The sequence below is a fragment of the Bacteroidales bacterium genome (genome assembly GCA_017521245.1).
In the GTDB taxonomy this organism is placed as follows: Bacteria; Bacteroidota; Bacteroidia; order Bacteroidales; family G3-4614; genus Caccoplasma_A.
Genome location: JAFXDI010000001.1, coordinates 147302 through 172107, shown reverse-complemented (window position 1 = coordinate 172107; position 24806 = coordinate 147302). Strand labels below are relative to the sequence as shown.

The window sequence follows — 24806 nt, the reverse complement described above, 5'->3', positions numbered from 1 at the left end:
AGTTATATGCCGTTTTCTATTTATTAAACATCTCTTTTATTGAGGCTATTGAGCTTAAAACTCCTGTTGCTTCAAATGGCATATAAACAGTCTTAGTATCATCTCCTTGTGTCATTTGACTTAGTGTCTCAATATATTTTATTGCCAACATATAGGTTGCCGGATCGGTCTTTGATGCACTTATTGCTTCGGCTACTCTACGGATTGCCTCTGCTTCGGCTTGTGCTTGCAGGATTTTGGCTTGTGACTCTCCTTCTGCTTTTAATATCTCAGATTGTTTTAGAGCCTCTGCCTCGTTAATGCGTGATTGCATCTCTCCCTCTGAACGTAGGATTAAAGATTTTTTCTCTCCCTCGGCATTTAGAATCTCAGCACGGCGGTTACGCTCTGCTTGCATCTGCTTTTCCATTGCTTCTCGCACACTCTCTGGAGGTGTAATATCTTGTAACTCTACACGGTTTACCTTTACGCCCCATTTGTTTGTTGCTTCATCAAGGATTGTTTGCAAACGTGAGTTTATAGTATCGCGTGAGGTTAGGGTTTCGTCTAACTCCAACTCTCCAATTACGTTACGCAACGAGGTTTGTGTTAGTTTTTCGATTGCTACTGGTAGGTTATCAATCTCATAAACCGCCTTTTTAGGATCTACTATTTGGAAATACAATAAGGCGTTAATCTCTGTTGTTACGTTATCTTTTGTAATTACTTGCTGTGAGGGAAAGTCGTAAACTTGCTCACGAAGGTCGATACGAGTAGTTGATGCTACACGTGTCACATATCTGCCATCAAACCCTCTTGCTGCACTACGTATATATATAGCTCTTGGTTTGTCGATAAACGGCCAGATGATATTGATACCCGGTGATAGCACGCTTTGAAAGCGTCCTAATCGTTCAATCACTCGTGTCTCTGATTGAGGCACTATTTTTACTCCTGCAATTACTGTTATTATTGCTATTAATACTAACAGACCTAATACTACTTGCATAATCTTTTATTTTTATAGGTTTAAATTTTTTTATCTAAACTTCTTCTACCTCTATTATTATACTATCGTACGATACTACTCGAACTTTTCTACCCTCTTCTATCTCTGCTCCACTTATACTTCGTGCTTGCCAATTATCTCCATCAATACGGATTCTTCCTAACTCACCATCGGCTGGAATGGTTTGTGTTACCACTACCATTCGGCCAATAAGGGCATCCATATTACTATTTTGAGCTTTGGGATTTTTTTCGCCTTTCTGTTGTTGCCACTTGCGTATTACAGGAGCAAGAAAGATAAACGACAATATTGTTCCTATTGCCAATGCTAATAGTTGCATATTTACACTTATTGAGAATAATGAAACTATCATTGATGCCAAACATCCTATTGCCAAGCAGAATGATGCAACCATTCCTGTCATTAACTCTATTATTACCAATACGGCTGTTGCTATAAGCCACATTACCCAAATTTCCATAATTGTATGTGTTTATAATATTCTATTTTGTTTCTATATTGCAAAGATATAATTAAGGGAATATAAAATTAATTTTCTGCAACATTATCACTATTTTTTATTCTTTTTGAATAAAGGTGCTGCAACCACTTGTTTATACTCTACACAAAGATATTAATCTTTATTGTAACAATAAAATATTGTATTATAATTTACCATATAGTTACTCTTATTGAATGCCCTATTATTACCTGGTTCAGTAATGGGGTAATCATACATTGATTTTATTAACTATCACAAATATAATATATTTTGATATAAATATACTTTTTAAGGTAAGTATTTGTCTTTTTTTGTATCTTCGCATTATATAAATTTAATTTTGTAACTGATAAATAAAAGATAGAATATGGGATTTGGTAAATGGATTGGCGGTATTATCGGTTTTATGGCAGGTGGACCTTTAGGTGCTTTGGCTGGTTATGCGTTGGGATCTCTGCTTGATAATAGTGATAGTGACAACTCTGGTAATTATAGTGGTAGAGATATTAATAGTAGAACTAATTATGGACAACGAAATAGTTTTTTGTTTTCGTTGCTTGTAATGTGTTCTTATATTATTAAGGCTGATGGTAAGGTTATGCATAGCGAAATGGAGTTTGTCAGAAAATTCCTTCGTGCAAACTTTGGCGAAAATGCTGTTAGTGAAGGCAACAACATTCTACTTAAACTTTTTGAGCAACAGAAAAGGATGAATGCTCAAAATCCTATGGCTTTCCGAAATACTATTTTTGAGTGTGGAGAGCAAATAAAAGTCAATATGAGTTATGAGCAACGTCTTCAACTACTGAGTTTTCTTGCCAATATTGCTAAAAGTGATGGTAATGTTTGCTCTGCTGAGATTGATGCTTTGAAAGAGGTTGCCCGTGCAATGGGATTGTCGGCTAAAGAGGTTGACTCTATGCTTAATCTTGGTGGTAATAGTTTGGAAGCGGCTTACGCTGTTCTTGAAATTGATCCTAATGCCACGGATGATGAGATTAAAAAGGCTTACAAAAAATTGGCATTGAAACATCACCCCGATCGTGTGGCTTCTCTTGGTGATGATATTAGAAAGGCTGCCGAAAAGAAACTTCAAGATATTAACAACGCCAAAGATATTATTTATAAGGCAAGGGGGATTAAATAGTTGTTAGTTGTCAACTTCGTTGCCCCTACGGGGTAGTTGTTAGTTTTTAGTTGTTAGTTTGCCTATCCCCTGCGGGAGAGTTTTACTATAGATACAAAAAAAGCGAGTCATGGACCCGCTTTTTATTGTGTATTGGGATTACCCTGATTATTTGTTCAATACTTGTGCTACGTCAACTGCACATGCTACTGTACATCCTACCATTGGGTTGTTTCCTATTCCTAAGAATCCCATCATCTCAACGTGTGCTGGTACTGATGATGATCCTGCAAATTGTGCATCTGAGTGCATACGTCCCATTGTGTCAGTCATACCGTATGATGCTGGTCCTGCTGCCATGTTGTCTGGGTGTAGTGTACGTCCTGTTCCTCCTCCTGATGCTACTGAGAAGTATGGTTTTCCTGCAAGTACACGCTCTTTTTTGTATGTTCCTGCTACTGGGTGTTGGAAACGTGTTGGGTTTGTTGAGTTTCCTGTGATTGATACATCAACTCCCTCTTTCCACATGATTGCTACTCCCTCGCGAACATCGTCTGCTCCGTAACATTTTACTTTTGCACGTGGTCCGTCTGAGTATGCTATCTCTTGTACTACTTTCAACTCGCCTGTGTAGTAGTCGAATTGTGTTTGTACGTATGTAAATCCGTTGATACGTGAAATGATTTGTGCTGCGTCTTTTCCAAGTCCGTTAAGGATACAACGCAAAGGCTCTTTACGTACTTTGTCTGCTTTTGCTGCAATTTTGATTGCACCCTCTGCTGCTGCAAATGACTCGTGTCCTGCAAGGAATGCGAAACATTTTGTCTCTTCGCGTAATAACATTGCTGCAAGGTTTCCGTGTCCGATACCTACTTTACGATCGTCTGCTACTGATCCGGGGATACAGAATGCTTGTAGTCCGATTCCGATTGCCTCTGCTGCTTCTGCTGCAGTTTTGCATCCTTTTTTAAGTGCGATTGCTGTTCCTACTACGTATGCCCATTTTGCATTCTCGAAACAGATTGGTTGTGTCTCCTCGCAAGTCATATAAGGATCAAGACCATATTGCTCGCATATTGCGTTTGCTTCTTCGATGTCTTTGATGCCGTTTGCGTTTAACGCTGCAAGTATTTGATTGATACGGCGATCTTGGCTTTCAAATTTTACTTCTCTAATCATAGTCTGTGTCCTCCTATATTATTCGTTACGTGGATCAATGTATTTAACTGCTCCTGCTTCTTCAGTAAAGCGTCCGTATGTTCCAGTCACTTTCTTAAGTGCTTCGTTTGCATCGGTTCCTTTTTTGATTTCATCCATGAATTTTCCAAGGTGAATGAACTCGTATCCGCAAATCTCATCGTTTTTGTCTAATGCGATGCGGTTGATGTAACCTTCTGCCATTTCAAGATAACGTGAACCTTTTGCAAGTGTTCCGTAAAGTGTTCCTACTTGGCTGCGTAGTCCTTTTCCTAAGTCCTCAAGTCCTGCTCCAATCATCAAACCTCCTTCTGAGAATGCTGATTGTGTGCGTCCGTAAACGATTTGTAGGAATAACTCTCGCATTGCTGTATTGATTGCGTCACATACAAGGTCTGTGTTTAGTGCCTCAAGGATTGTTTTTCCAGGAAGAATCTCAGATGCCATTGCTGCTGAGTGTGTCATTCCTGAACAACCGATTGTTTCAACTAATGCCTCTTGAATAACTCCCTCTTTTACGTTAAGAGTTAGTTTACATGCTCCTTGTTGAGGTGCACACCATCCAATACCATGAGTAAGTCCTGAAATATCAGATACCTCTTTGGCTTTTACCCATTTTCCCTCTTCAGGTATGGGAGCGGCTCCATGATTTGGGCCTTTTTTTACAACACACATGTGTTCTACTTCGTGAGAATAAATCATAATTCTTACTTTTAGTGTTTATAATTAAGCTTAATTTAAAATTGCCTTTACTTATCTCTCTCAATTGGTAAACTTATATTCATAAACAAAGTTCGCCATACAAGACACAAAAATAGTGAATATTCTATTTTTTGCCAAATTTTTGCACTTTTTTATTTTAGTGTTTAATATTAGGCAGTAAATACTGGGACTATAGGGTAACTAGGATTACTATGGCAACTAGACTATCTGATAGCTAACAACTAACAACCAACAACTAACAACTAATAGTTATGGTCTGTCTGCCCAATCGTAATCTGTGGCAGAAATGGTTGGCAATGATGTATATCCTACACTATCGGTGTTTTCGTTTGCTCCTCCTGTGCTTTCATATTTATAATTTGAGGAATAGGTGTCGGTTCCTATCAAAAAGTTACTATGGCCACATAGTCCTGGAAATCCGCCGTCACCTGTTATATCAACCATATACCACACATCATCTACTTCGGTTACGTTCCACGCATGGTTGCCCCATGTTTCGCTAGTTGCTGATGTCATCATTGAGCCTGTTACATATACACACTTCAACCCTACTCTTTGGCACAACATCAGGTATGCTCTTGAGAATCCTTCGCACACTGCTTTCTTGGTTATAAATGAGCCTGTTATATTTCCACAATTTGCATTGCTTACTCCTCCGTAATCTGCCCAGTCGATAAATCCATCGTGTATGATTTTTGCTCTATCAAACTCGCTTGTTGTGGGTGTTATGGATGCTGTTATTGTGTTACATGCTTCATATACTTGTGCCATCTCTTCGGCATATTTCTCTGGGGTGTATGATATTATTACTCGTAAGTAATATTGATATTTGCTATAATCATAACGATAGATATAGTTTACTAATATGTATGCTTCGGGAACATCTTTGATGATAAGGTTTGTGAGTTTCATTACTTTGTTTTGATCTACCGACATTCCTTGTGAAGCGAAATCGAGATATACTCTATGGTTTATATCAGAGTATGTTGTTGCATTGCTTTCAAATGCTAATATTTGCTTTAATATGTAGTTGTATATTGCTTTATCACTTTCATTCAACTCGGAATATCCATGGCGATAAACTGACTCTCCATTTGCCACTACGGTGATTGCACATTTGGCTTGTTTCCCATGCGAGGTGGCTGTGATTGTCACTGATCCTGCTTTTTGTGAAGATACGTTTCCATTGCTATCGACAGTTGCAATAGAAGTATCTGATGAACTCCACTCTATAATAGGTGATACCTCTCCTTGATAATCTACATTGGCTTGAAGTGTATAGGTGTTGCCTTGCAGAAGTCCGATTGCTGTTCGATTGAGTGATATTGAGTTTACCTGAACGTTGGGTTTCTTTACAAATTTTATACTATCTACTTCGGCTAATACAAATGGTACTTTTGTTCCATCTTTCTTATATATAAGTAGTGAATCTTGCGATATGGCAGGGAGTGCTACAAAAGCAATTAAAAGTGATATAAGCAATCTCTTCATTATCCTCATATTTTTATTCTATAATTTGTCTTGTTTTACTTTCATGGTGGAAAGGTACAAAATATTGGCTTATCAGCAAAGTATTTACTCCGTTTTTACTCTATTAAATAATAAAAACTAAAAACTAACCAAATTTAGTTTTGCAGTATGAAAAAAAATAACGAAATTTGTATCGATTTTGAGGGTGGTATGATTTTTCCACACCACTCCTTGGGATACTTTTTTGAATACTAATTTTTTATTAACTAATATTTATTTTATCAATTATGAAAAAAAGTGCTTTACAAGAGGCTCGTGCTGCTTACCAGCCTAAATTACCTAAAGCGTTAAAAGGTTCTCTTACATTAAAAGAGGGTGCTGCTACTCAATCGGTTGCAGACCAAGAGGCTATCAAAGAATTATTCCCTAACACTTACGGAATGCCTGTTCTTACTTTTGAGCCTTCTGACGAAGTTAAAGAGTATCCTGCTATTAACATCGGTGTTATCCTTTCAGGTGGTCAGGCTCCTGGTGGACACAATGTTATTGCTGGTTTGTTTGATGGTATCAAAGCCATGAACAAAGATTCTAAACTTTATGGTTTCTTGTTAGGTCCTGCCGGTCTTATAGAGCATAAATATATTGAACTTACTTCTGATATTATTGATGACTACCGCAACACTGGTGGTTTTGATATTATTGGTTCTGGTCGTACTAAACTTGAGACTACTGAGCAATTTGACAAAGGTTTAGAGATTATCAAAGAGTTAAATATTAAGGCTGTTGTTATCATTGGTGGTGACGACTCTAACACTAACGCTTGTGTTCTTGCTGAGTACTACAAACAAAAGAATACTGGTGTTCAAGTTATTGGTTGTCCTAAAACTATTGATGGTGACCTTAAAAACGAGATGATTGAGACTTCATTCGGTTTTGATACTGCTTGTAAAGTTTATTCTGAGGTTATCGGTAACATTCAACGTGACTGTAACTCTGCTAAAAAATATTGGCACTTCATTAAATTGATGGGACGCTCTGCTTCTCACATTGCTCTTGAGTGTGCTCTTCAAACTCAACCAAACATTTGTATCATCTCTGAGGAGGTTGAGGCTAAACAAATGACTCTTGGTGATGTTGTTGATTACATTGCTAGCATTGTTGCTGGTCGTGCAGCTGAGGGTAATAACTTTGGTACTGTTCTTATCCCTGAAGGTTTAATTGAGTTCATCCCTGCAATGAAAAAACTTATTGCTGAACTTAACGACTTCCTTGCTGCTAATGGCGAAGAGTTTGCTAAAGTTCCTCAAGCAGAGCAAATCAAATTTATTGCTGATAGAATTTCTGCTGAGAACTCGGCTATCTATACAAGCCTTCCCGAAGGTGTTGCTCGTCAACTTTCATTAGACCGCGACCCTCACGGAAACGTTCAAGTTTCTCTTATCGAAACTGAAAAACTTCTTAGCGAAATGGTTGCTCGCCGTTTGGCAGAGTGGAAGAAAGAGGGCAAATTTGTTGGTAAATTCTCAGCTCAACACCACTTCTTCGGTTACGAAGGTCGTTGTGCTGCTCCTTCAAACTTTGATGCTGACTACTGCTACTCTCTTGGTTACAATGCTTCAATGCTTATTGGTCAAGGTAAAACAGGTTATATGTCATCAGTTCGCAACACTACTAAACCAGCAGATGAATGGATTGCTGGTGGTATCCCCGTTACTATGATGATGAACATGGAGCGTCGTCACGGAGAGATGAAACCAGTTATCCAAAAAGCTTTGGTTAAATTGGATGGTGCTCCATTCAAATACTTCGCTTCAAAACGCGAGGAGTGGGCTAAGAATACTTGCTATGTTTACCCAGGTCCTATCCAATACTTTGGTCCTTCTTCAGTTTGCGACCAACCTACTCAAACTTTGAAATTGGAGCAAGAATAAGAAGAGTTGTTAGAAGCAATTATTTACTAATACATATAGCAAAAGCGAGGCATGCCTCGCTTTTGTTATGTTATTGTGTGTTGATAATTGGAGGTTTAAGCAAATAGGGTTAATAGGATAATTAGGATGGCTAAGATAGCAAGGGCAATTGGAAATTTTGCATACTAATTCATAATTGTGGCTTTAGCCACGAACTCATTTCTAATTGGCACACAGTGCCGAACTAATTCCTAACAAGAAAACTAAATCTCCGATAACTCAAGCCAACGCATTGTTTTTTCATCTATCAAAAGGGTTAACTCTTCGTAGCGTTTTGAGAGAGAGGTTATCTCTTCTGCCGAAAGGGTGCCAGATGAGAGTTGTGTTTCAACATCGACTTTCTCCTCCTCTAATTGGGGTATTTCAATATCAAGGGCCTCTAACTCTTTTTTCTCTTTATAGGTTATTTTGCGTGGTCGTTCTTTCGTCTCTACTGGTTTAGGTGAGGTTTTCTTCTCTTGTTGTTTTGCTTGTTCTCTTTGCTCCTCCTCTTCTAACTCTCGCCACTCTCGATAGTCGGTGTAGTTTCCCGGAAAATCTTTTATTTTTGCATCTCCATTGAATACCAATAGGTGATCAACGACTTTATCCATAAAGTAGCGGTCGTGCGATACTACTATTACGCATCCTTTAAAGGTACATAGGTAATCTTCCAGCACGTTCATTGTGGCTATATCAAGGTCGTTTGTAGGCTCATCAAGTACAAGAAAATTGGGATTTTGCATTAATACTGTACAGAGATATAGTCGGCGTTTCTCTCCTCCGCTCAACTTATATACATAGTTATATTGGGTTTCGGGGGTAAAGAGGAAGTGTTGCAGAAATTGTGATGCTGACATTTTTTTGCCTCCTCCGAGATCTATCTCTTCGGCTATATCACGAACTACATCTATTACTTTTTTTTGTTCATCAAACTGCAATCCGTCCTGACTGTAATATCCAAACGATACGGTTTCGCCTATATCAAACGAGCCACTATCGGGTTTTACCATTCCTAACAGCATTTTTAGGAATGTTGATTTTCCTGTTCCGTTCTTTCCTACTATTCCCATCTTTTCGTATCGGGCAAAGTTGTAGTAGAACTGATCGAGGATTTTGAGGTCGCCATAAGATTTTGAGATATATTTTGCCTCAAATATTTTTGAACCTAAATAGGTGGCTTTTACTGCAAGTTTTACGTTTCGCTCTTCGCGACGCATCTTTGCTCGTTGCTCTATCTCGTAAAATCTATCAATGCGTGATTTGGCTTTTGTTGCTCGTGCTTGTGGTTGACGGCGCATCCAGTCTAACTCGGTGCGATAGAGGTTGTTCATTCGGGCTGTTTCGGCATTGAACACAGCTAAACGCTCCTCTCGTTTTGTGAGGTAGTATTGATAGTTGCCTTCATAGTGATACAGCCCAAGTGCATCAATCTCTATAATATCTGTACATACTCTATCAAGGAAGTAACGGTCGTGCGTCACCATCAGCAACGCTCCCGATATTCTACGTAAAAACTCCTCTAACCACTCTACCATTTCGAGGTCGAGGTGGTTGGTTGGCTCATCTAATATCAATAGGTCTGGTTCTCCTATCAAAACATTGGCTAATGCTACTCGTTTTAGTTGTCCACCCGAGAGTTCTCCTATCTTTTGATTAAAGTCGTGAATTTTAAGTTTTCCTAATATCTGCTTTACTCGCGATTCATAATCCCATGCTTTGAGCATATCCATCTTTACCAATATCTCTTCAAGGTTTTCGGTATCGGGATTGAGCATTGCTCTTTCGTATTGGGCTACGGTTTGTGCTACCTCATTATCGGAACGCATACAGGCATCTAACACTGTGAGTTCTGCCGGAAATGAAGGTGTTTGTGATAGATAGCCTACTCGTAAATCGTTACGGAAGGTTATTCGTCCCGAATCGTAATCCTCCTCCCCTGCTATTATATTTAAGAGGGTTGTTTTTCCTGTTCCATTTTTTGCTACTATGGCTATACGCTGATTCTCTGCTACTCCGAAAGAGATATTTTCAAATAGCACTTTTGCTCCAAACGACTTGGTTAGGTTTTCTATTTGTAGGTAACTTATCACTTGCTTTAATGTTTTATTAACTTAAATTCTTTTGTTACTGCTTGGGGTATCTCGTGTGTGTAGTGTGTTACATAGACAAGTGTTTTTCCCTTGCGGTCACAAAAACTCTCTATTATTTTTGATGCTCGTTCTTTGTTTGCTACGTCTAATCCGTGTAGTGGTTCATCTAATATTATAAGGTCAGGATCTTTTACAAAGGCTCGTGCCAATAGTGCCAACCTTTGCTCTCCTGATGATAGCGTCAGAAACGAGCGGTGTGCTATATCTTCTATTCCAAAACATTTTATCCACTCCATTGCAATAGTCTCTTGCTCTGGAGTGCATTTACGAAATACGCCTATTGAATCAAAAAATCCTGATGCCACGATACGCAACAGAGGTATATCTTCCATAAAATAGAGGTGCATCTCGGGAGATACGTATCCTATTCGGGATTTTATATCCCAAATACTTTCTCCTGTTCCGCGTTTGCGATCAAATAGATATAGTGTGTTTGAATATGATTTTGGATTGTCGGCATAGACCAAACTCAATAGTGTGCTTTTTCCCGAGCCATTTGGACCTGTTAATGCCCACTTCTCGCCATTCTTTACCTCCCAATCAATATTCTTCAGTATTGTCCTGTTACCGCATACTATATTTACATCTTCCATTCTAAAGGTTACTTGATGCTCTGATGCCTCTCTTAGTTTCTCGGGTAACAAAGGTTCAACCGAAGAATAGTTGAATAGTTGGGTATGTAATGCTGTATCTGCAATAAATTCTTGTCGTGTTCTTGCTCCCATACACTCCATATCCTTAACAGGCATTACGTGTGTTACTATCTCGGGAACATCGGCAGGATTTGATAATAGTAGTAATAGTTGCATTCCGTTTATCTTTGCCATTGAAGAGAACATCGCATCGAGACTTTTTCGAGATGCCGAGTCTAATCCTATATATGGGTTATCTACTATCAATAGTTTGGGATGCGTTAGTATTACTTTTATTAATAGGAATTTTCGGAGTTCTCCGCTTGACAGAAATATTATGCTCTTATCAAGTATATCTGTTAGATTTAGCATCTCAAAGAGTTGTTCAATTTCAGAGAGTGGTGCTATGGGTTGTAGTATCTCTTTTACAGTTACAACTCCTTCGGCATCTTGCGAATGCCATCGTTGTTGATAGTAGGCGGTTGTGCCATCTACCATTGTATATATATCTTTAAATGCTATTGTGCGTATTGCTTCAAATAGTGGCTCGTTAAAGTTATATTTTATCTCTCCGTCTAAATCACGCAAGGCTATTCGCCCCTGTATCATATTTGCTAATAGCGATTTTCCTGAGCCATTTGCGCCTACAATAGCCCACTGCTCGCCTTTGTTTATATTCCACATTATGGGTGTTTTAAACCTAAACTCAGACATTCGTGGAACTGGGTGTATTAGTGATATTAGAGTGTTCATATTGTTTTGTTCTATTGAAGTACAAATTTACTACCTTTTGGGGAGATATGAAATATTAACACTGTTATGCTGTTATATTCAACTCTTTCATTCCTATTGTCATATAGGAGCGAGCGAGGTCGGTTGGTTTTATTACATCATTGTTCCAAACTACTATATCTATATCAATTATTACTTTTCCTTCTGCTTTATGCTCTGGTAAACGTCCTGCTTGGCATTCATACTCTTTCAGGCGGAGTTTTAACTCTTCGAATGTTGCCGATGTGGTAATAACTCCTACGCAATTGTGGTAGTTGGGTTGGGGTAATGAGCCAACGGCTACGGTTTCATATATTGATGAGAATTGCACCTCACTAACCATCTTTAATATATCTGCACAGCACTCCTCTACTCTTTGCTTTGCTGTGGGTATGTTTGAACCAATACCTATTATTGCTCTATTCATTATTATGCGATTTTAGGGTTATTAATGTTATCTCGGGATATGCTCCTAAACGGAAGGTGAAGAGCGTGCATCCTATTCCATCGTTTACATAGAGTGATTGTTCTCCCTCTTGATATAATCCACTCCACCAATCTCCTCGCAACGATGCTAAAGAGTATTGTGTATCTCCAAACGAGAATTTTAGTTGCATTGCATGGGTATGCCCAGAGAGTGTTAGATTTATATTTGTTTCATCTAACACCTGTTGCCAATGCTCAGGGTTATGAGATAACAAGATTTTATATTTATTATCATTGAGTGTATGATACGATTTATTCAAATCGCCATAACGCGGAAATGGTGGATTTCCCCAATTCTCAACACCAATAACCACTATTGAATCTCTTTCTCTAACGATTGTGTTACTCTCATTGTTAAGCATTATCCAACCCATCTCTTTTTGATAGGTTTTAAGATTTTGCAAGTTGTTTTGTTTTTCAGAGAGGTTTTTCCAATTTACATAATCGCCGTAATCGTGATTACCTAATACTGAATATACGCCATCTTTTGCTTTCAGTTTTGAGAGTTGAGTTTTATATATGAGTAGTTCATCGGCAGAGAGTGTTACTACATCGCCTGTTATACATACGATGTCAGGATTTAGAGAATTTATCTTCTCTACCATACTTGTAATAAGAGTGGTATCGCCATATAAACTTTTTAAGTGCAGGTCTGATATTTGAACTATTTTAAAGTTATTGAAGGCTACGGGCAGTTGCTTAGACGTTATTTCAACGTTGTTACATACTATCTTTTTTCTGCCTACTGCCATACCGTATAGTAATGTTGTAAATAGAGCAATAGAGATTATTGTTGCTACTATGGTAAAATAGTATTTTCGTTTTTTACTCCATATCTTTTGAAGATAATCTAATGGCGAAATTATTAAGAATATTATTTTGGGTAGAGTGATAAGAAAGAATATAAATACTACAAGTTCAATATTCTGGCTTATTATAGTTGTATTTTTTACAAATATTAGTGACACAAACACTAAAAAAAGTATATATACTAAAGTATTTATACTCCATATTACCACCTTAAAAATGGTATTCCTGAAACGATTTGGAAGTTGTTTAATGATGTATATATCTGACAATATATTAATTGCTAATAGTATCATTGACAACAATAATGAAATTCTCATTTTCTCAATATTTTATAATGTTCCAAAATTACACAAATTATTTTGTTTAAAATTACCATCATATCATTATTTATAATTAATTTTGCACGATATAAGTTTTTTACGCATATAATTATATTTATATATAAATCATGGATTGGTTAAGTAATCTTATTTTTACTCCAGGTTTAGCAAATACTGTAATATTATATTCATTTATTATTGCTGCGGGAGTTTGGTTGGGTAAGAGAAAAATTTTTGGTATTTCTCTTGGTGTTACATTTGTTTTGTTTATTGGTATTTTAGTTGGTCACTTTACCGACTACTTCTCAATTAACAAAGATGTATTGGATTTTGCTAAAGAACTTGGACTTATCTTGTTTGTTTATTCTATTGGTTTACAAGTTGGACCAGGATTCTTCTCATCTTTCAAAAAAGGTGGTATGACTCTTAATGCCTTAGCATTAGGTGTTATCCTGTTGAATATTGCCACTGTTATTTCGATATACTTCTTAACCGATGCAAGAATGGAAGATTTGGTTGGAGTTCTTTCAGGTGCTGTTACCAATACTCCCGGATTGGGTGCTGCCCAACAGGCTCTTGAACAGTTAGGAAAATCTTCTGATATTCCAAGCACTGCTGCCGGTTATGCTGCCGCTTATCCTCTTGGAGTTGTAGGTATAATTATATCAATGATTGTAATCAAGAAGATTTTTAAAATAAGTGCCACCAAAGAGAGCAAACTTATTGAAGAGGAGAACGAAGCATCTGTTCAAAAACCTATGATTGTTAGTCTTATGGTTGAGAACAAAATGTTAGATGGTAAAACTCTTAAACAAATTCTTGATTTCTTAGGAAGAGATTTTGTTATCTCGCGTATTAAGAAAGAGAGTGGAGAGGTTATAATCCCTCAATCAACTACCGTTATAAACAAAGGTGACTATATGATTTTGGTACTCTCTCCTTCAGATGAGGAGGCTGTTGAGGCTTTCATTGGTCAAAGAGTTGAGATGGATTGGGATGCTATTGATGCTCCTGTTGTTTCTCGCAGAATATTAATTACTAAACCTGAATACAATGGTCGTTCTATCAGTTCTCTAAAACTTCATGCAGGTTTTCAACTTAACGCTACCCGCGTAAATCGTGCTGGTATGGACCTTGTTGCGGCTCCTAACTTAAAACTTCAAATGGGTGACCGTATAACTGTTGTTGGTAAGTTAGAGGATATTAACCGTCTTGCTGACCGTATGGGTAACTCAATGAAACGCTTGAATGAGCCAAATATGATTACCATCTTTGTAGGTATTCTATTAGGTATTATCTTAGGAAGTATTCCTTTCCAATTCCCCGGAATGAGTACCGCCATGAAACTTGGTTTGGCTGGTGGTCCGCTAATTGCCGCTATTTTAATTGGCCGCTTTGGATATAAACTAAAACTTATTACATACACATCAACAAGTTCAAGTTTAATGTTACGCGAGATTGGTATCTGCTTATTCCTTGCCAGTGTGGGATTCTCGGCAGGTGGAAGTTTTGTTGATACTATCGTAAGTGGTGATGGTCTTTGGTGGGTTCTTTGGGGATTCATTATAACTACATTACCTCTTTTGATTGTTGGTACTATTGCACGTCTTAAATTCAAACTAAACTATTGTACCATGATGGGATTAATGAGTGGTAGTATGACAGATCCCCCAGCTCTTGCATACGCTAATAAGTTAGCAAATAATGATGCTCCTGCTGTTGCATACTCTACTGTATATCCACTTACTATGTTTATGCGTGTTTTAACTGCTCAGTTATTGATTTTAATATTCTGTGCATAAATTGCTTTTTTGAGTTGGGTATAGTTTAACTTTTGTATATATTTGTACTATTCTACTACTCACGAGAAGAAGAGAAATTTTTTATTGATTAATTATTTTTTAATAGAGATATAATGTTTTCAGGTATTGTAGAGGAGTTTGCTACTGTTACTCGCCTTGAAGAAGAGGGTACAAACTTAAACATTACAATGAAGTGCAGTTTTACTTCGGAACTTAAGATAGACCAAAGTGTTGCTCACAATGGTGTGTGTTTGACTGTTGTAAAGATTAATGGTGAGGAATATACCGTTACTGCTATTAAAGAGACTTTAGAGAGAAGTAATTTAGGCTTGTTGAATGTTGGCGATAAAGTTAATGTTGAACGTAGCATGATGATGAATGGCAGATTAGACGGGCATATTGTTCAAGGTCATGTTGACACTACTGCTGTTTGCACCGAAGTTAGTGAGTGCAACGGAAGTACATACTTTACCTTTGAGTATGAGTTTGATAAAAAGATGGCAGCTGAAGGTTATATGACTGTTGAAAAAGGCTCTGTTACTGTTAATGGTGTCAGCCTTACTGTTTGTAATAGTTGCGACAACTCATTCAGTGTTGCTATCATACCTTACACTTTTGAGAATACTAACTTTCATACTTTCAAAGTTGGCACAGTTGTAAACCTTGAATTTGATATTATTGGCAAATATATTAGCCGTCTTCAAAAATATACATCACAAGATTAATTTATAAAACTAAAATAAGTTCACTAAATATTATGAGCGACCAAAGATATAACCTTCGTGGAGTTTCAGCATCGAAAGAGGATGTACATAACGCAATTAAAAATATTGATAAGGGTATTTTCCCAAAAGCATTCTGTAAAATCATTCCCGATATTTTAGGTGGTGATGATGAGTATTGTAACATTATGCACGCTGACGGTGCCGGTACAAAATCTTCATTAGCATACCTATATTGGAAAGAGACCGGAGATATTTCGGTTTGGAAAGGTATTGCTCAAGATGCTTTGATTATGAATATTGATGACCTTCTTTGCGTTGGTGCTACTGATAATATTTTGGTATCTTCTACTATTGGAAGAAATAAACTTCTTATCCCCGGCGAGGTTATATCGGCTATTATAAACGGTACTGATGAACTTCTTGCTGAGTTGCGTGAACTTGGTGTTAACGCATACGCAACTGGTGGCGAAACTGCCGATGTTGGCGACTTGGTTAGAACTATTATTGTTGACAGTACTGTTACTTGCAGAATGAAGAGAAGTGATGTTATATCAAATCACAATATTCAACCGGGCGATGTAATTGTCGGTTTATCATCATACGGACAAGCAACATACGAAAAAGAGTATAATGGCGGTATGGGTAGCAATGGTCTTACCTCGGCTCGTCATGATGTATTCTCAAAATATCTCGCAGAGAAGTATCCTGAGAGTTACGACGCCGCTGTTCCTGATGATTTGGTTTATTCAGGTGGATTGAAACTTACCGATGCAATTGAGGGATTGGATATTGATGCAGGCAAGATGGTGTTATCACCAACACGCACATACGCTCCTGTTATAAAGAAGATTTTAGATGCTATGCGTTCTAAAATTCATGGTATGGTACATTGTTCTGGTGGTGCTCAAACAAAAGTTCTTCACTTTGTTGATAACGTTAGAGTGGTTAAAGATAACTTATTCCCTGTTCCTCCTCTATTCAAAACCATTCAAGAGCAATCGGGTACTGATTGGAAAGAGATGTACAAAGTGTTCAATATGGGACACCGCATGGAGATATATCTAAGTCCTGAGTACGCTGAAGAGGTTATTGCTATAAGCAAGAGTTTCAATATTGATGCTCAAATTGTGGGACGTGTTGAGGCTTCGGAGAAAAAAGAACTTATCATAAAATCTGAATTCGGAACTTTTGAATATTAATTCTTAACTTTCTAATAAAAGACCTATGAACACTGTTTCAAAAGAGATTATCGATAAACTAAGACAGTTATCGGACCTTTTAGTTGTTATTAAGGATAGTGGCAACAACACTCCGCAAATTCTTAAAGAACTTGCTGTTGAAAAGTGTTCTGAAATTTATAAAGCTCTTTGCCCGGATGAAGATGTTGTTGAGTATAAAATAGATACAACACAAAACGAAGAGGAAGTGGATGATGTTGAAGAGAGTCAAAAGAGCGAAGAGGTTGAAGATTTTGAAGATGAGATTTATACCACTTCAAATGATGTTATAGACTCTGACAATGAGAACGAGCCAACAGAGGAAGTTAAAGAAGAGTGCGAAGATATTGAGGTTGATAATAGAGAATATGATTATACCCCACAAGAGGTTAAGACTGATGTTCAAGAGTTTGAAATTGACGAGGATACCTCTTTGACAGAGGAAGATAATTACATTGATACCCAAGATACAGAAGTGGAGGAAACAATAGAAAAGAAAGAGGATACTTACGTTTATAGTGACCTTGAAAATGAAGATGAGCCTCCATTTGATGTTGAGTACATTGATGATAAAGAAGAGGTTGAGAAGTGTGTTGAGGATGATGAAAACTCTATTACAACCAATAAAGATATTGACCTCTTTGCCACAAAAGAGAGTTTCAAAAAATGTAATCACAAAAAGATTCGCTCGGTATTGAGTATAAATGACATATTCCTATACAAAAGAGAGTTGTTTGGTAACAGCGACGTTGATATGACCGATATGTTTGATAGCATAGATGAAGCAGAGTCGTTTAATGATGCGATGGAGTATATCAACGAATATTTTGCCTCTGATGTTGAGACTGAAGATTTGGTTATTGAGTTTATTGAGAGAGTTAAACAATGTTTTGAATAAAAGAGATGGCAAAACTATATATTGTTCCCACTCCCGTTGGTAATCTCGAAGATATAACTCTACGTGCTTTAAGAGTATTGAAAGAGGTTGATTGCATCTTGGCAGAGGATACCAGAACGAGTGGTATTCTACTGAAACACTTTGATGTAAAATCAAAACTACAACCACACCATAAATTCAACGAGCATAAGACTATTGAGAGTATTGCCCAACGCATAAAAGGTGGCGAAAATATTGCTCTTATTTCAGATGCCGGAACTCCCGGTATCTCAGACCCCGGTTTTTTACTATCGAGAGAGTGTGCCAGACAAGGTGTTGAGGTTGAGTGTCTGCCCGGTGCTACCGCTTTTGTTCCTGCCATTGTGGCTTCGGGCTTACCTTGTGACAGATTCTGTTTTGAGGGCTTTTTACCACAAAAGAAAGGCAGAGTTTCAAGATTAACCGAACTATCGACTGAAGAGCGTACTATTATATTTTACGAGTCGCCATACCGCATTGTTAAACTTCTTACTCAAATCTCTGAGATATTTGGAAGCGAAAGAGAGTGTGCCGTTTGCCGAGAAATATCAAAACTTCACGAAGAGATTGTAAGAGGCTCTATTGCTGATGCTATTGCTCATTTCTCAACTCACGAACCTAAAGGCGAGTTTGTTGTTGTTGTTGCAGGAAAATAGCATTTATAATTAAGTATTAATATTAATTACTCAGCCCCGTTAACAAGCCTATGCTTGTTGAATCTGCTCTCGCTCGGCATTGTTCAAACATATTTGGCTCGGCTCTTGCTCAATCACAGAAACCCTAATTTAAAAAAACTCTCCTCTAAATAAATATTAATTTGATATAAAAAATTTTTACATTTTTTGAAATTGCATTTCTAATATATACTTTCGTGAAAAATATAAAATTATAGATTTATGAATAAGAGTTTATTATCGCTACTATTTAGTGGTTGTATATTGTGTGTTGTTTCGTGTCAGAAAATAAGTAATGATGAGAGTGCGGCATTAAAGCAAGAGAACGATTCTTTAATGTTGGTAAACGCTCAAACAAAGGCAGAGTTTGAAGAGGTTTTAATGCTTATAAACGAAATTCAGGCAGGTTTTAACGAGATCAAGAGTGCCGAAAACTACATTGTTGTTAACAACAACATTGGTGATGATTTAAGCATGAGTACAAGAGAGAGGATTGCTTCGGATATGACTCTTATTTCAAATATTCTCAAAGAGAACAGAGAGAAGATTAACAGACTTCAAAAACAACTTAGTAATAGCCAAAATGAGTCTGTCCAACTTAAAGAGACTATCAACTCGCTAAATGAGATGATGGATGAGAAGACTCAAATTATTACCAACCTTCAAAGCGAACTTGCTAAACGCGATATAAGAATTGCTGAACTTGATGATGCGGTTACCACTCTTACCCAAATTAATGCTTCTCAAAGTGATATGATACTCTCTCAAGATAGCGAACTCAACAGAGTATATTATGCTTTTGGCACTTCGAAAGAGTTAAGAGAGAATAAGATTATAGAGAAGCGTGGTCGTAATCTTCTAAAAGGTGATTTCAACAAAGAGTACTTTACAGAGGTTGATATGCGTGATGTTACGGCGTTAGAGATTGGCAGTAAAAAGGCAGACATTTTAACTACTCATCCTAATGGTAGTTACTCTATTGACAAGGATAGTAACGGATATTTAACTCTTAAAATTTTGGATCCCCAACTTTTCTGGAATACTTCAAAATATTTGGTTATTGAAGTGGAGTAAAAATTTTGAGAAAAGAGTCTCTTAATTATATTCCAACATTTGACAACTTGGTATATATTGATGAACTTGATTATTTGAGAGAATCTCTATCCGGGAGACTGTTATATATGATAAGTATGGAAGATTCTCTAAAAAAGATATAGAAGAAGGTATAAAATTATTTGAGCAACACAAACGCATAAGGTTTAAAGAGATAATAGTAATATCTGCAGGGAAGCGAATTCATGTGCATCATCATAATAATTAAAAAAAAGCAGTGGCTATCCACTGCTTTATGAGATCACGAATGGGGATGTCTCACTCTGTATTACTACTTAGATACCACCCTTGCGGATGGCCACCGCCCAGGGGTAGCCCACTTCCCGATGAACATCTAATACTTGATGCAAAGATAGTAAAAAATTTTAATATCCATTTATTGTCCTTTCAATTTGTTTCTACACATACGACCTTTGCTATATGATTACAGAATTAAAAGGAGATTTTATTGTAAAAACCCTTGATAGGGAGTTCCTAATAGGAAAATGCCCGTTTGCTTTTTATGAGAAAGTATCGATTCTTGGAGAATGGAAAACTTTTGAGGAGTTTGATAGAGAGGCTCAAATAGAAGGAGTACCAATAAAAGAAGTACTGAAAAAATCGTTTATCTATGATGCAATGTAAAAAAATAACATATAACTATTAAGTAACTAATTATAGATTCTCATTAAGAAGAAAAACAGTTCCATAAATTTATGGCTCTGTTTTTTTATTTTCTTTTTTATTTAATATATATTGGGGTTAATTATTTGATTTTAATAATGTTTGTAACTATTTTTGCAATTTGAGTTAATTTTGCAAAATTAGATATTATATAAATTTAATATGAGAAAGTTTTGTACTCTTATTTTATGGGTATTGTTACTTTGTTTTACAACTCCTGCAATGGCTCAGTTGAGCGAACTATCTGGTAAAGTTATTAATGCGATTGGCAGTGAAACTTCATCTTTTACTACTAATCAATGGTACTTGATGTATAATAGAGGTAGAGGCACATACGCCTACGAACGCTCTAATGGTATGATTTACGTTAAAAATAGCGAAGTTCCTGTTGTTGGAGATAATGCCTCCTCAAAAAGTGCTTTTTTAATTCGTTTGGTGGAGAGTGGCACTACCGATAAATACTATATACAAACAGGCAATGGTAACTATTTTGGAACTTTAACTGAAGGTAACAATAATGGTATTACTGCCAATAAGAGTGTGCTTTATAGTTGTAATACTATTAACGGAAATGTTGGGCACTTCTATTTTAACGATGGCAACAATATGATTATGGATGCCAATGGTCCCGGCGATGCCTCACTTGCAGGTTGGGGATATGGTAATGTAACTTCCACTAATGGCAATAACGACTGGGCTTTATACCCTGTTACTTTAGGTAATCCAACCAATTTATCGGGTGCAGAACTTTTGGAATATCAATTAGATAAATACTCCCTTTTCAGACTTAAAAACAGAAATGCTTATTCTACCGGTTGGAGTAACCCTATGCTATCGGAAAACGATAATAATAATTTAAGCATTAAGGATAAGAGCTCTGATACGGACCTCTCTCAAATTTGGATTATTGAGCCTAATGGTAATGGTTACACTTTGCGTAATGCTAATTCGGGCAGGTATATTAATGATTTATCAACAGGCTCTACAAGCTCTTCAAGTTCTGAACCAAAAGTTTATTATATTAAATACGGAGATAATAACTCAAGCACAAGTACTAACTATATTACTATTAGTGCTACTGATGATTTTTCGGGGAGAAATAGTTTGCACCATCAAAACTATGCTTGTGCAGGTGGTGGACAAAACCTCGTGGTTTGGGATGCAGGAAGTGGTGGAAACTCCACAGCTTCGGATTGGACCTTGGAGGTTGTTACTAATATTACAGAAGATAATATAAAAGACCATTTTACAGAAATGGCTGGTGTGGATACAGAAGTTGTTGCCGGCAAGATTTACAGATTTATCAGCAACTCATACGGGAATGTTATGACTGAACTATTCACAAATAACTCCGTTAAATGTATGCCTCTTGATGAGAACAACTTTGCTCAATATTGGAGAGTGATTGCCAACGGAGATAACTATATTTTACAAAATGTTTTAACTGAACGATATATTCAGGCTCAAAGAGGTACTTTTTCTGTTCCCTACTCTACCGGAACTTCGCAACATACTTTTGCTATTAATAGCAGAGGAGATAAATGGATATCTTCGTTTACCATTACTGATTATAGTACTGTTGGTTTACACTGTGCCTCTTCACAAGAGAACTATGTTGTGGGATGGTATACAAATACAGATGCTTCGGTTTGGCGTGTTCAATCAGTTAATTTAACTGACAACGAGATTGAAGAAGCCCAAGAAAGTTATAATGCTTTTAAGGATTTACAAGATAACAAAGCTGCTATTCAAACTCGTTTAATGTATTTCTTTGAAGATTATGCTTGCACAACTCTTAAAGCTGAATATCAATCGATGACCGATGATATTTTACTAATGAACTTGGAGAATAAAGATATTTCCAATCCTCTATTGCAAGAGATGATTCTTAAAGTTAAAAACAATAGTTGGCAAACTTACGATATTGCTTGGGATAAGACCGAAAAGAGATTCCGTATTGCAGACTATAAGGTTTATAGCGATTGGGATTGGGATGCTTGGACTGCTATTACTCAAAATGGCTATTGTTTTAGCAGATTGAGTAACCCTACCGGTATTTGCGGTAAGAGTGGCGATGTTATTTTGGTTTTTGTTGATAGTGATATTCCAAACGGTGTGTCGCTACAAATAGAGGCAGTTAATGGTACAAGTAGCGCCGGAGTTACTTCTCCTCTCGCAAAAGGTTTAAACTCTATTATTTTAAGTGAAGATGCAAACTTGTTTATATACTACACTGCCGATGTTACCAACGATGGTTATGGCAACTACTCTTATCCTAAACTTTCGGATATTGCTGATATAAAGATTCATATTGAGGGTGGTAGCGTTAACGGATATTTTGACCTCACAAAAGGAGATAACAACATTGACTGGAGCAAGTTGCAATCTTACCTGCTCAAAGATAGTGAGGTGATTAACTTAAAGACTGACTACTTGATGTTTAATATGAATTGTGAGTTGGTTAAACAATGTTGCCCTGTATATATGGTTGAACTTTTAAATATTTGGGATAATATTATTAAGTCGCAACGCGAACTTATGGGATTTGAGGATTATGAGGGTTATTTTAACAACTTGCTTGTTGCTGCATCAATAGGGAATAGTTATATGTATGCAAGTTCGTATGGTACATATTATAACGAAACTACTCTGCCAAGTGTAATGAACTATGAGGAGATGAACGCAACCGGTGCTATCTGGGGTCCTGCTCACGAGAATGGACATATTCACCAAAACGTTATTAATATGGTGGGATGCACAGAGGTTTCCAATAACTTGTTTTCAAATGTTGCGGTATATAAGCAAGGTCGTTTTACAATGCGTGCCGATGAACTTTCTACTACCATTAATAACTTTGCAAACAATGTGCATTGGACTGCTCGTGATATTTGGGAGCAATGTTTAATGTACACAAAACTTTATTACTATTACCATGTTTTGGGTAATAATCCCGAGTTCTATCCCAACTTGTTTAGATCGTTGCGTAACGATCCGTTGGACAGAAGAAAGGGTGTTACCATAAGGCTTAAAGATGAGAGTTTGAAATTTGTCCGCCACGTATGCGATGTTGCCGGAGAGGACTTAACTGAGTTCTTCAAAGTATTTGGTTTCTTCGAAACGCCACAAAATAATGGTAATGATTTAGGTTTCCACAAGGACGATTATGGTGATTTCTATATTGACACAAACCCAACTACTACGGCTGAAGATATTGAGGCTACTCTTGAGTATATTAAGAGTAAAAACTATCCTAAAAATAGCAGCATCATCTTTATTGATGACCGTATTAAACCATCTCCTGCAAACTACGATGGGATGCCTATTGGTGCTTTAAGAGGCGACTTTAATAATGAACACCCAATAGGTGAGGTTGGTGACGTTGGTCAATATAACGACTACTCTGAAGAGTTTAAATGTAATGGTTACAAGTTTACTTCAAGCAATGGTAATGTTACTATTGAGGGTGAGGGGGCTGTTGGTTTTAAAGTGTATGACCAAAACGGAGAGTTAGTTTATATATCAAATACTAAAGAGTTTACTATACCAACCGATATTTTAAACTCATTAGGTAGTAACTTTGAAATTATGGCAACTGAAAGTAATGGCGAGGATATCACTATTGCTAATGCAAATGAAACTCTATATAATTTAGATGTTTATTATGGCAAGAATGAGAAGAAGACTATCTACTCAAATGGAGAGGCTATTACCCTACCCGATAATGCTCTTGCTTTTGTTACCGGTAGCAACAGATATGATGTCCCTTCAACTTTGACAAATAGCCAAAATGTTATTAATGCCTATAATATGGCTTCTGAGGTTGTTTTAAAAGATAATGTTGGTTTCTATGCTCCCTACAACTTTACTGCTGCTGAGGTAAATTTTGACAGAGGTATTGATGCTAACGAAATGAGATTGTTGGTTGTTCCGTTTGATGTGAATAGTAATAGTATTAATGGTGATGTTTACGCTTTTGACAAGGTTGAGGGTAATATGGTAAACTTTACTTCATATAGTGGGGTATTAAGTGCCAATACTCCTTATTTGATTTACTCAGAGAGCAGTGATAATATTGTTGCTCCATTAGAGAACACAACTATCAAGGCGACTCCAAACGCAATATCTATTGGAGATAGCAATGCTTCATTAGTAAGCAGTTATAAGGAAAGTGCTACAATAGGAAACCTTTATGAGTACGTTGTTGGTGGATTTGAGAAGTTACAAGAGGAGTGGTTACCCTTTGAGACTATGTTACAGATTAATGACAGTGAGGTTTTTGACAGATATATTATATCGTTCAATGGAGAGGCAACCGGGATTGAGATTCCAACTAATGACTACTCGATATTCCCTGCCGATGTGTATGATTTGAACGGAAGATTGATTAGAATAAATGCTGACTCTCTTGAAGGCCTTTCAAATGGTATTTACATTGTAAATGGCACAAAAATTATTTGGCAAGATTAGTAATTTTATATTTTAATTTCAAATTAGCGGAGACTCTGAACAAGTGTTTCCGCTTTTTGTTTTTTAGGTATTGATATGATTTTTTTTATTTATTGCGTTGAT

At 36.9% G+C, this 24806-nt stretch carries 19 protein-coding genes; 10 read left to right on the top strand and 9 right to left on the bottom strand.

The genetic code is table 11. The annotated features are described in order from the left end of the window. Nucleotides 1-16 precede the first annotated feature (16 nt). A complete protein-coding gene (locus IKK64_00740; protein MBR4118587.1) occupies nucleotides 17-988 on the bottom strand; it encodes an SPFH/Band 7/PHB domain protein in 972 nt (323 codons plus the stop codon). 34 nt (nucleotides 989-1022) lie between these two features. After that, the gene (locus IKK64_00735; GenBank protein ID MBR4118586.1) at nucleotides 1023-1469 is read right to left on the bottom strand and encodes an NfeD family protein; all 447 of its coding nucleotides are present in this window, start codon (nucleotides 1467-1469) and stop codon (nucleotides 1023-1025) included. 388 nt (nucleotides 1470-1857) lie between these two features. Here IKK64_00735 and IKK64_00730 point away from each other — a divergent pair, with 388 nt between their 5' ends. After that, nucleotides 1858-2637, top strand: a complete 780-nt coding sequence (locus IKK64_00730; protein MBR4118585.1) for a TerB family tellurite resistance protein — start codon at nucleotides 1858-1860, stop codon at nucleotides 2635-2637. A gap of 147 nt (nucleotides 2638-2784) precedes the next feature. On the opposite strand, the gene IKK64_00725 is transcribed toward IKK64_00730, so the two are convergent. From IKK64_00725 to IKK64_00715, 3 genes are all read right to left on the bottom strand, one after another. Next, nucleotides 2785-3795 carry a GGGtGRT protein gene (locus IKK64_00725; GenBank protein MBR4118584.1) on the bottom strand — a complete coding sequence of 337 codons (1011 nt, stop codon included), beginning with the start codon at nucleotides 3793-3795 and terminating at the stop codon, nucleotides 2785-2787. Between the two features lie 18 nt (nucleotides 3796-3813). Continuing rightward, nucleotides 3814-4515: a hypothetical protein gene (locus IKK64_00720; protein MBR4118583.1), complete on the bottom strand. Its 702-nt coding sequence runs from the start codon at nucleotides 4513-4515 to the stop codon at nucleotides 3814-3816. Nucleotides 4516-4785: 270 nt separating this feature from the next. After that, complete coding sequence (locus IKK64_00715) at nucleotides 4786-6027, bottom strand: Ig-like domain-containing protein (protein ID MBR4118582.1); 1242 nt, start codon at nucleotides 6025-6027, stop codon at nucleotides 4786-4788. A gap of 266 nt (nucleotides 6028-6293) precedes the next feature. Between IKK64_00715 and IKK64_00710 the strand changes: the two genes are divergently transcribed. Beyond that, the gene (locus IKK64_00710; protein MBR4118581.1) at nucleotides 6294-7937 is read left to right on the top strand and encodes a diphosphate--fructose-6-phosphate 1-phosphotransferase; all 1644 of its coding nucleotides are present in this window, start codon (nucleotides 6294-6296) and stop codon (nucleotides 7935-7937) included. A 242-nt stretch (nucleotides 7938-8179) separates the two neighbouring features. Here IKK64_00710 and IKK64_00705 read toward each other — a convergent pair whose 3' ends face one another. The 4 genes from IKK64_00705 to IKK64_00690 all read right to left on the bottom strand — a co-directional run bounded on the left by IKK64_00705 (nucleotide 8180) and on the right by IKK64_00690 (nucleotide 13124). Then, entirely contained in the window at nucleotides 8180-10048 is a 1869-nt protein-coding gene (locus IKK64_00705) for an ABC-F family ATP-binding cassette domain-containing protein (GenBank protein ID MBR4118580.1), read from the bottom strand. A 5-nt stretch (nucleotides 10049-10053) separates the two neighbouring features. After that, the gene (locus IKK64_00700) at nucleotides 10054-11493 is read right to left on the bottom strand and encodes an ATP-binding cassette domain-containing protein (GenBank protein ID MBR4118579.1); all 1440 of its coding nucleotides are present in this window, start codon (nucleotides 11491-11493) and stop codon (nucleotides 10054-10056) included. A gap of 64 nt (nucleotides 11494-11557) precedes the next feature. Beyond that, nucleotides 11558-11938 carry a 2-amino-4-hydroxy-6-hydroxymethyldihydropteridine diphosphokinase gene (locus tag IKK64_00695; protein MBR4118578.1) on the bottom strand — a complete coding sequence of 127 codons (381 nt, stop codon included), beginning with the start codon at nucleotides 11936-11938 and terminating at the stop codon, nucleotides 11558-11560. Beyond that, nucleotides 11931-13124 carry a metallophosphoesterase gene (locus IKK64_00690; GenBank protein ID MBR4118577.1) on the bottom strand — a complete coding sequence of 398 codons (1194 nt, stop codon included), beginning with the start codon at nucleotides 13122-13124 and terminating at the stop codon, nucleotides 11931-11933. The genes IKK64_00695 and IKK64_00690 overlap by 8 nt, the downstream gene beginning before the upstream one ends. A gap of 131 nt (nucleotides 13125-13255) precedes the next feature. Here IKK64_00690 and IKK64_00685 point away from each other — a divergent pair, with 131 nt between their 5' ends. From IKK64_00685 to IKK64_00650, 8 genes are all read left to right on the top strand, one after another. Further along, nucleotides 13256-14929 (top strand): putative transporter, encoded by a 1674-nt coding sequence (locus IKK64_00685; protein MBR4118576.1) that lies wholly within the window; start codon nucleotides 13256-13258, stop codon nucleotides 14927-14929. 113 nt (nucleotides 14930-15042) lie between these two features. Beyond that, the gene (locus IKK64_00680; GenBank protein MBR4118575.1) at nucleotides 15043-15654 is read left to right on the top strand and encodes a riboflavin synthase; all 612 of its coding nucleotides are present in this window, start codon (nucleotides 15043-15045) and stop codon (nucleotides 15652-15654) included. A gap of 32 nt (nucleotides 15655-15686) precedes the next feature. Then, on the top strand, nucleotides 15687-16853 hold the full coding sequence (locus IKK64_00675) for a phosphoribosylformylglycinamidine cyclo-ligase (protein MBR4118574.1): 1167 nt from the start codon (nucleotides 15687-15689) through the stop codon (nucleotides 16851-16853). A 25-nt stretch (nucleotides 16854-16878) separates the two neighbouring features. Then, complete coding sequence (locus IKK64_00670) at nucleotides 16879-17769, top strand: hypothetical protein (GenBank protein ID MBR4118573.1); 891 nt, start codon at nucleotides 16879-16881, stop codon at nucleotides 17767-17769. 5 nt (nucleotides 17770-17774) lie between these two features. Then, nucleotides 17775-18443 carry a 16S rRNA (cytidine(1402)-2'-O)-methyltransferase gene (gene rsmI, locus IKK64_00665; GenBank protein ID MBR4118572.1) on the top strand — a complete coding sequence of 223 codons (669 nt, stop codon included), beginning with the start codon at nucleotides 17775-17777 and terminating at the stop codon, nucleotides 18441-18443. A gap of 240 nt (nucleotides 18444-18683) precedes the next feature. Next, a complete protein-coding gene (locus tag IKK64_00660; GenBank protein ID MBR4118571.1) occupies nucleotides 18684-19535 on the top strand; it encodes a hypothetical protein in 852 nt (283 codons plus the stop codon). Between the two features lie 459 nt (nucleotides 19536-19994). Then, complete coding sequence (locus tag IKK64_00655) at nucleotides 19995-20198, top strand: hypothetical protein (protein MBR4118570.1); 204 nt, start codon at nucleotides 19995-19997, stop codon at nucleotides 20196-20198. A 201-nt stretch (nucleotides 20199-20399) separates the two neighbouring features. Then, on the top strand, nucleotides 20400-24704 hold the full coding sequence (locus tag IKK64_00650; GenBank protein MBR4118569.1) for a M60 family metallopeptidase: 4305 nt from the start codon (nucleotides 20400-20402) through the stop codon (nucleotides 24702-24704). Nucleotides 24705-24806: the final 102 nt, after the last annotated feature.

Bases quoted from the DNA above. Each gene is read 5' to 3' on its own strand.
- IKK64_00740 (MBR4118587.1), bottom strand. From the start codon at position 988: ATGCAAGTAGTATTAGGTCTGTTAGTATTAATAGCAATAATAACAGTA.
- IKK64_00735 (MBR4118586.1), bottom strand. From the start codon at position 1,469: ATGGAAATTTGGGTAATGTGGCTTATAGCAACAGCCGTATTGGTAATA.
- IKK64_00730 (MBR4118585.1), top strand. From the start codon at position 1,858: ATGGGATTTGGTAAATGGATTGGCGGTATTATCGGTTTTATGGCAGGT.
- IKK64_00725 (MBR4118584.1), bottom strand. From the start codon at position 3,795: ATGATTAGAGAAGTAAAATTTGAAAGCCAAGATCGCCGTATCAATCAA.
- IKK64_00720 (MBR4118583.1), bottom strand. From the start codon at position 4,515: ATGATTTATTCTCACGAAGTAGAACACATGTGTGTTGTAAAAAAAGGC.
- IKK64_00715 (MBR4118582.1), bottom strand. From the start codon at position 6,027: ATGAAGAGATTGCTTATATCACTTTTAATTGCTTTTGTAGCACTCCCT.
- IKK64_00710 (MBR4118581.1), top strand. From the start codon at position 6,294: ATGAAAAAAAGTGCTTTACAAGAGGCTCGTGCTGCTTACCAGCCTAAA.
- IKK64_00700 (MBR4118579.1), bottom strand. From the start codon at position 11,493: ATGAACACTCTAATATCACTAATACACCCAGTTCCACGAATGTCTGAG.
- IKK64_00695 (MBR4118578.1), bottom strand. From the start codon at position 11,938: ATGAATAGAGCAATAATAGGTATTGGTTCAAACATACCCACAGCAAAG.
- IKK64_00690 (MBR4118577.1), bottom strand. From the start codon at position 13,124: ATGAGAATTTCATTATTGTTGTCAATGATACTATTAGCAATTAATATA.
- IKK64_00685 (MBR4118576.1), top strand. From the start codon at position 13,256: ATGGATTGGTTAAGTAATCTTATTTTTACTCCAGGTTTAGCAAATACT.
- IKK64_00680 (MBR4118575.1), top strand. From the start codon at position 15,043: ATGTTTTCAGGTATTGTAGAGGAGTTTGCTACTGTTACTCGCCTTGAA.
- IKK64_00675 (MBR4118574.1), top strand. From the start codon at position 15,687: ATGAGCGACCAAAGATATAACCTTCGTGGAGTTTCAGCATCGAAAGAG.
- IKK64_00670 (MBR4118573.1), top strand. From the start codon at position 16,879: ATGAACACTGTTTCAAAAGAGATTATCGATAAACTAAGACAGTTATCG.
- rsmI (MBR4118572.1), top strand. From the start codon at position 17,775: ATGGCAAAACTATATATTGTTCCCACTCCCGTTGGTAATCTCGAAGAT.
- IKK64_00660 (MBR4118571.1), top strand. From the start codon at position 18,684: ATGAATAAGAGTTTATTATCGCTACTATTTAGTGGTTGTATATTGTGT.
- IKK64_00655 (MBR4118570.1), top strand. From the start codon at position 19,995: ATGATTACAGAATTAAAAGGAGATTTTATTGTAAAAACCCTTGATAGG.
- IKK64_00650 (MBR4118569.1), top strand. From the start codon at position 20,400: ATGAGAAAGTTTTGTACTCTTATTTTATGGGTATTGTTACTTTGTTTT.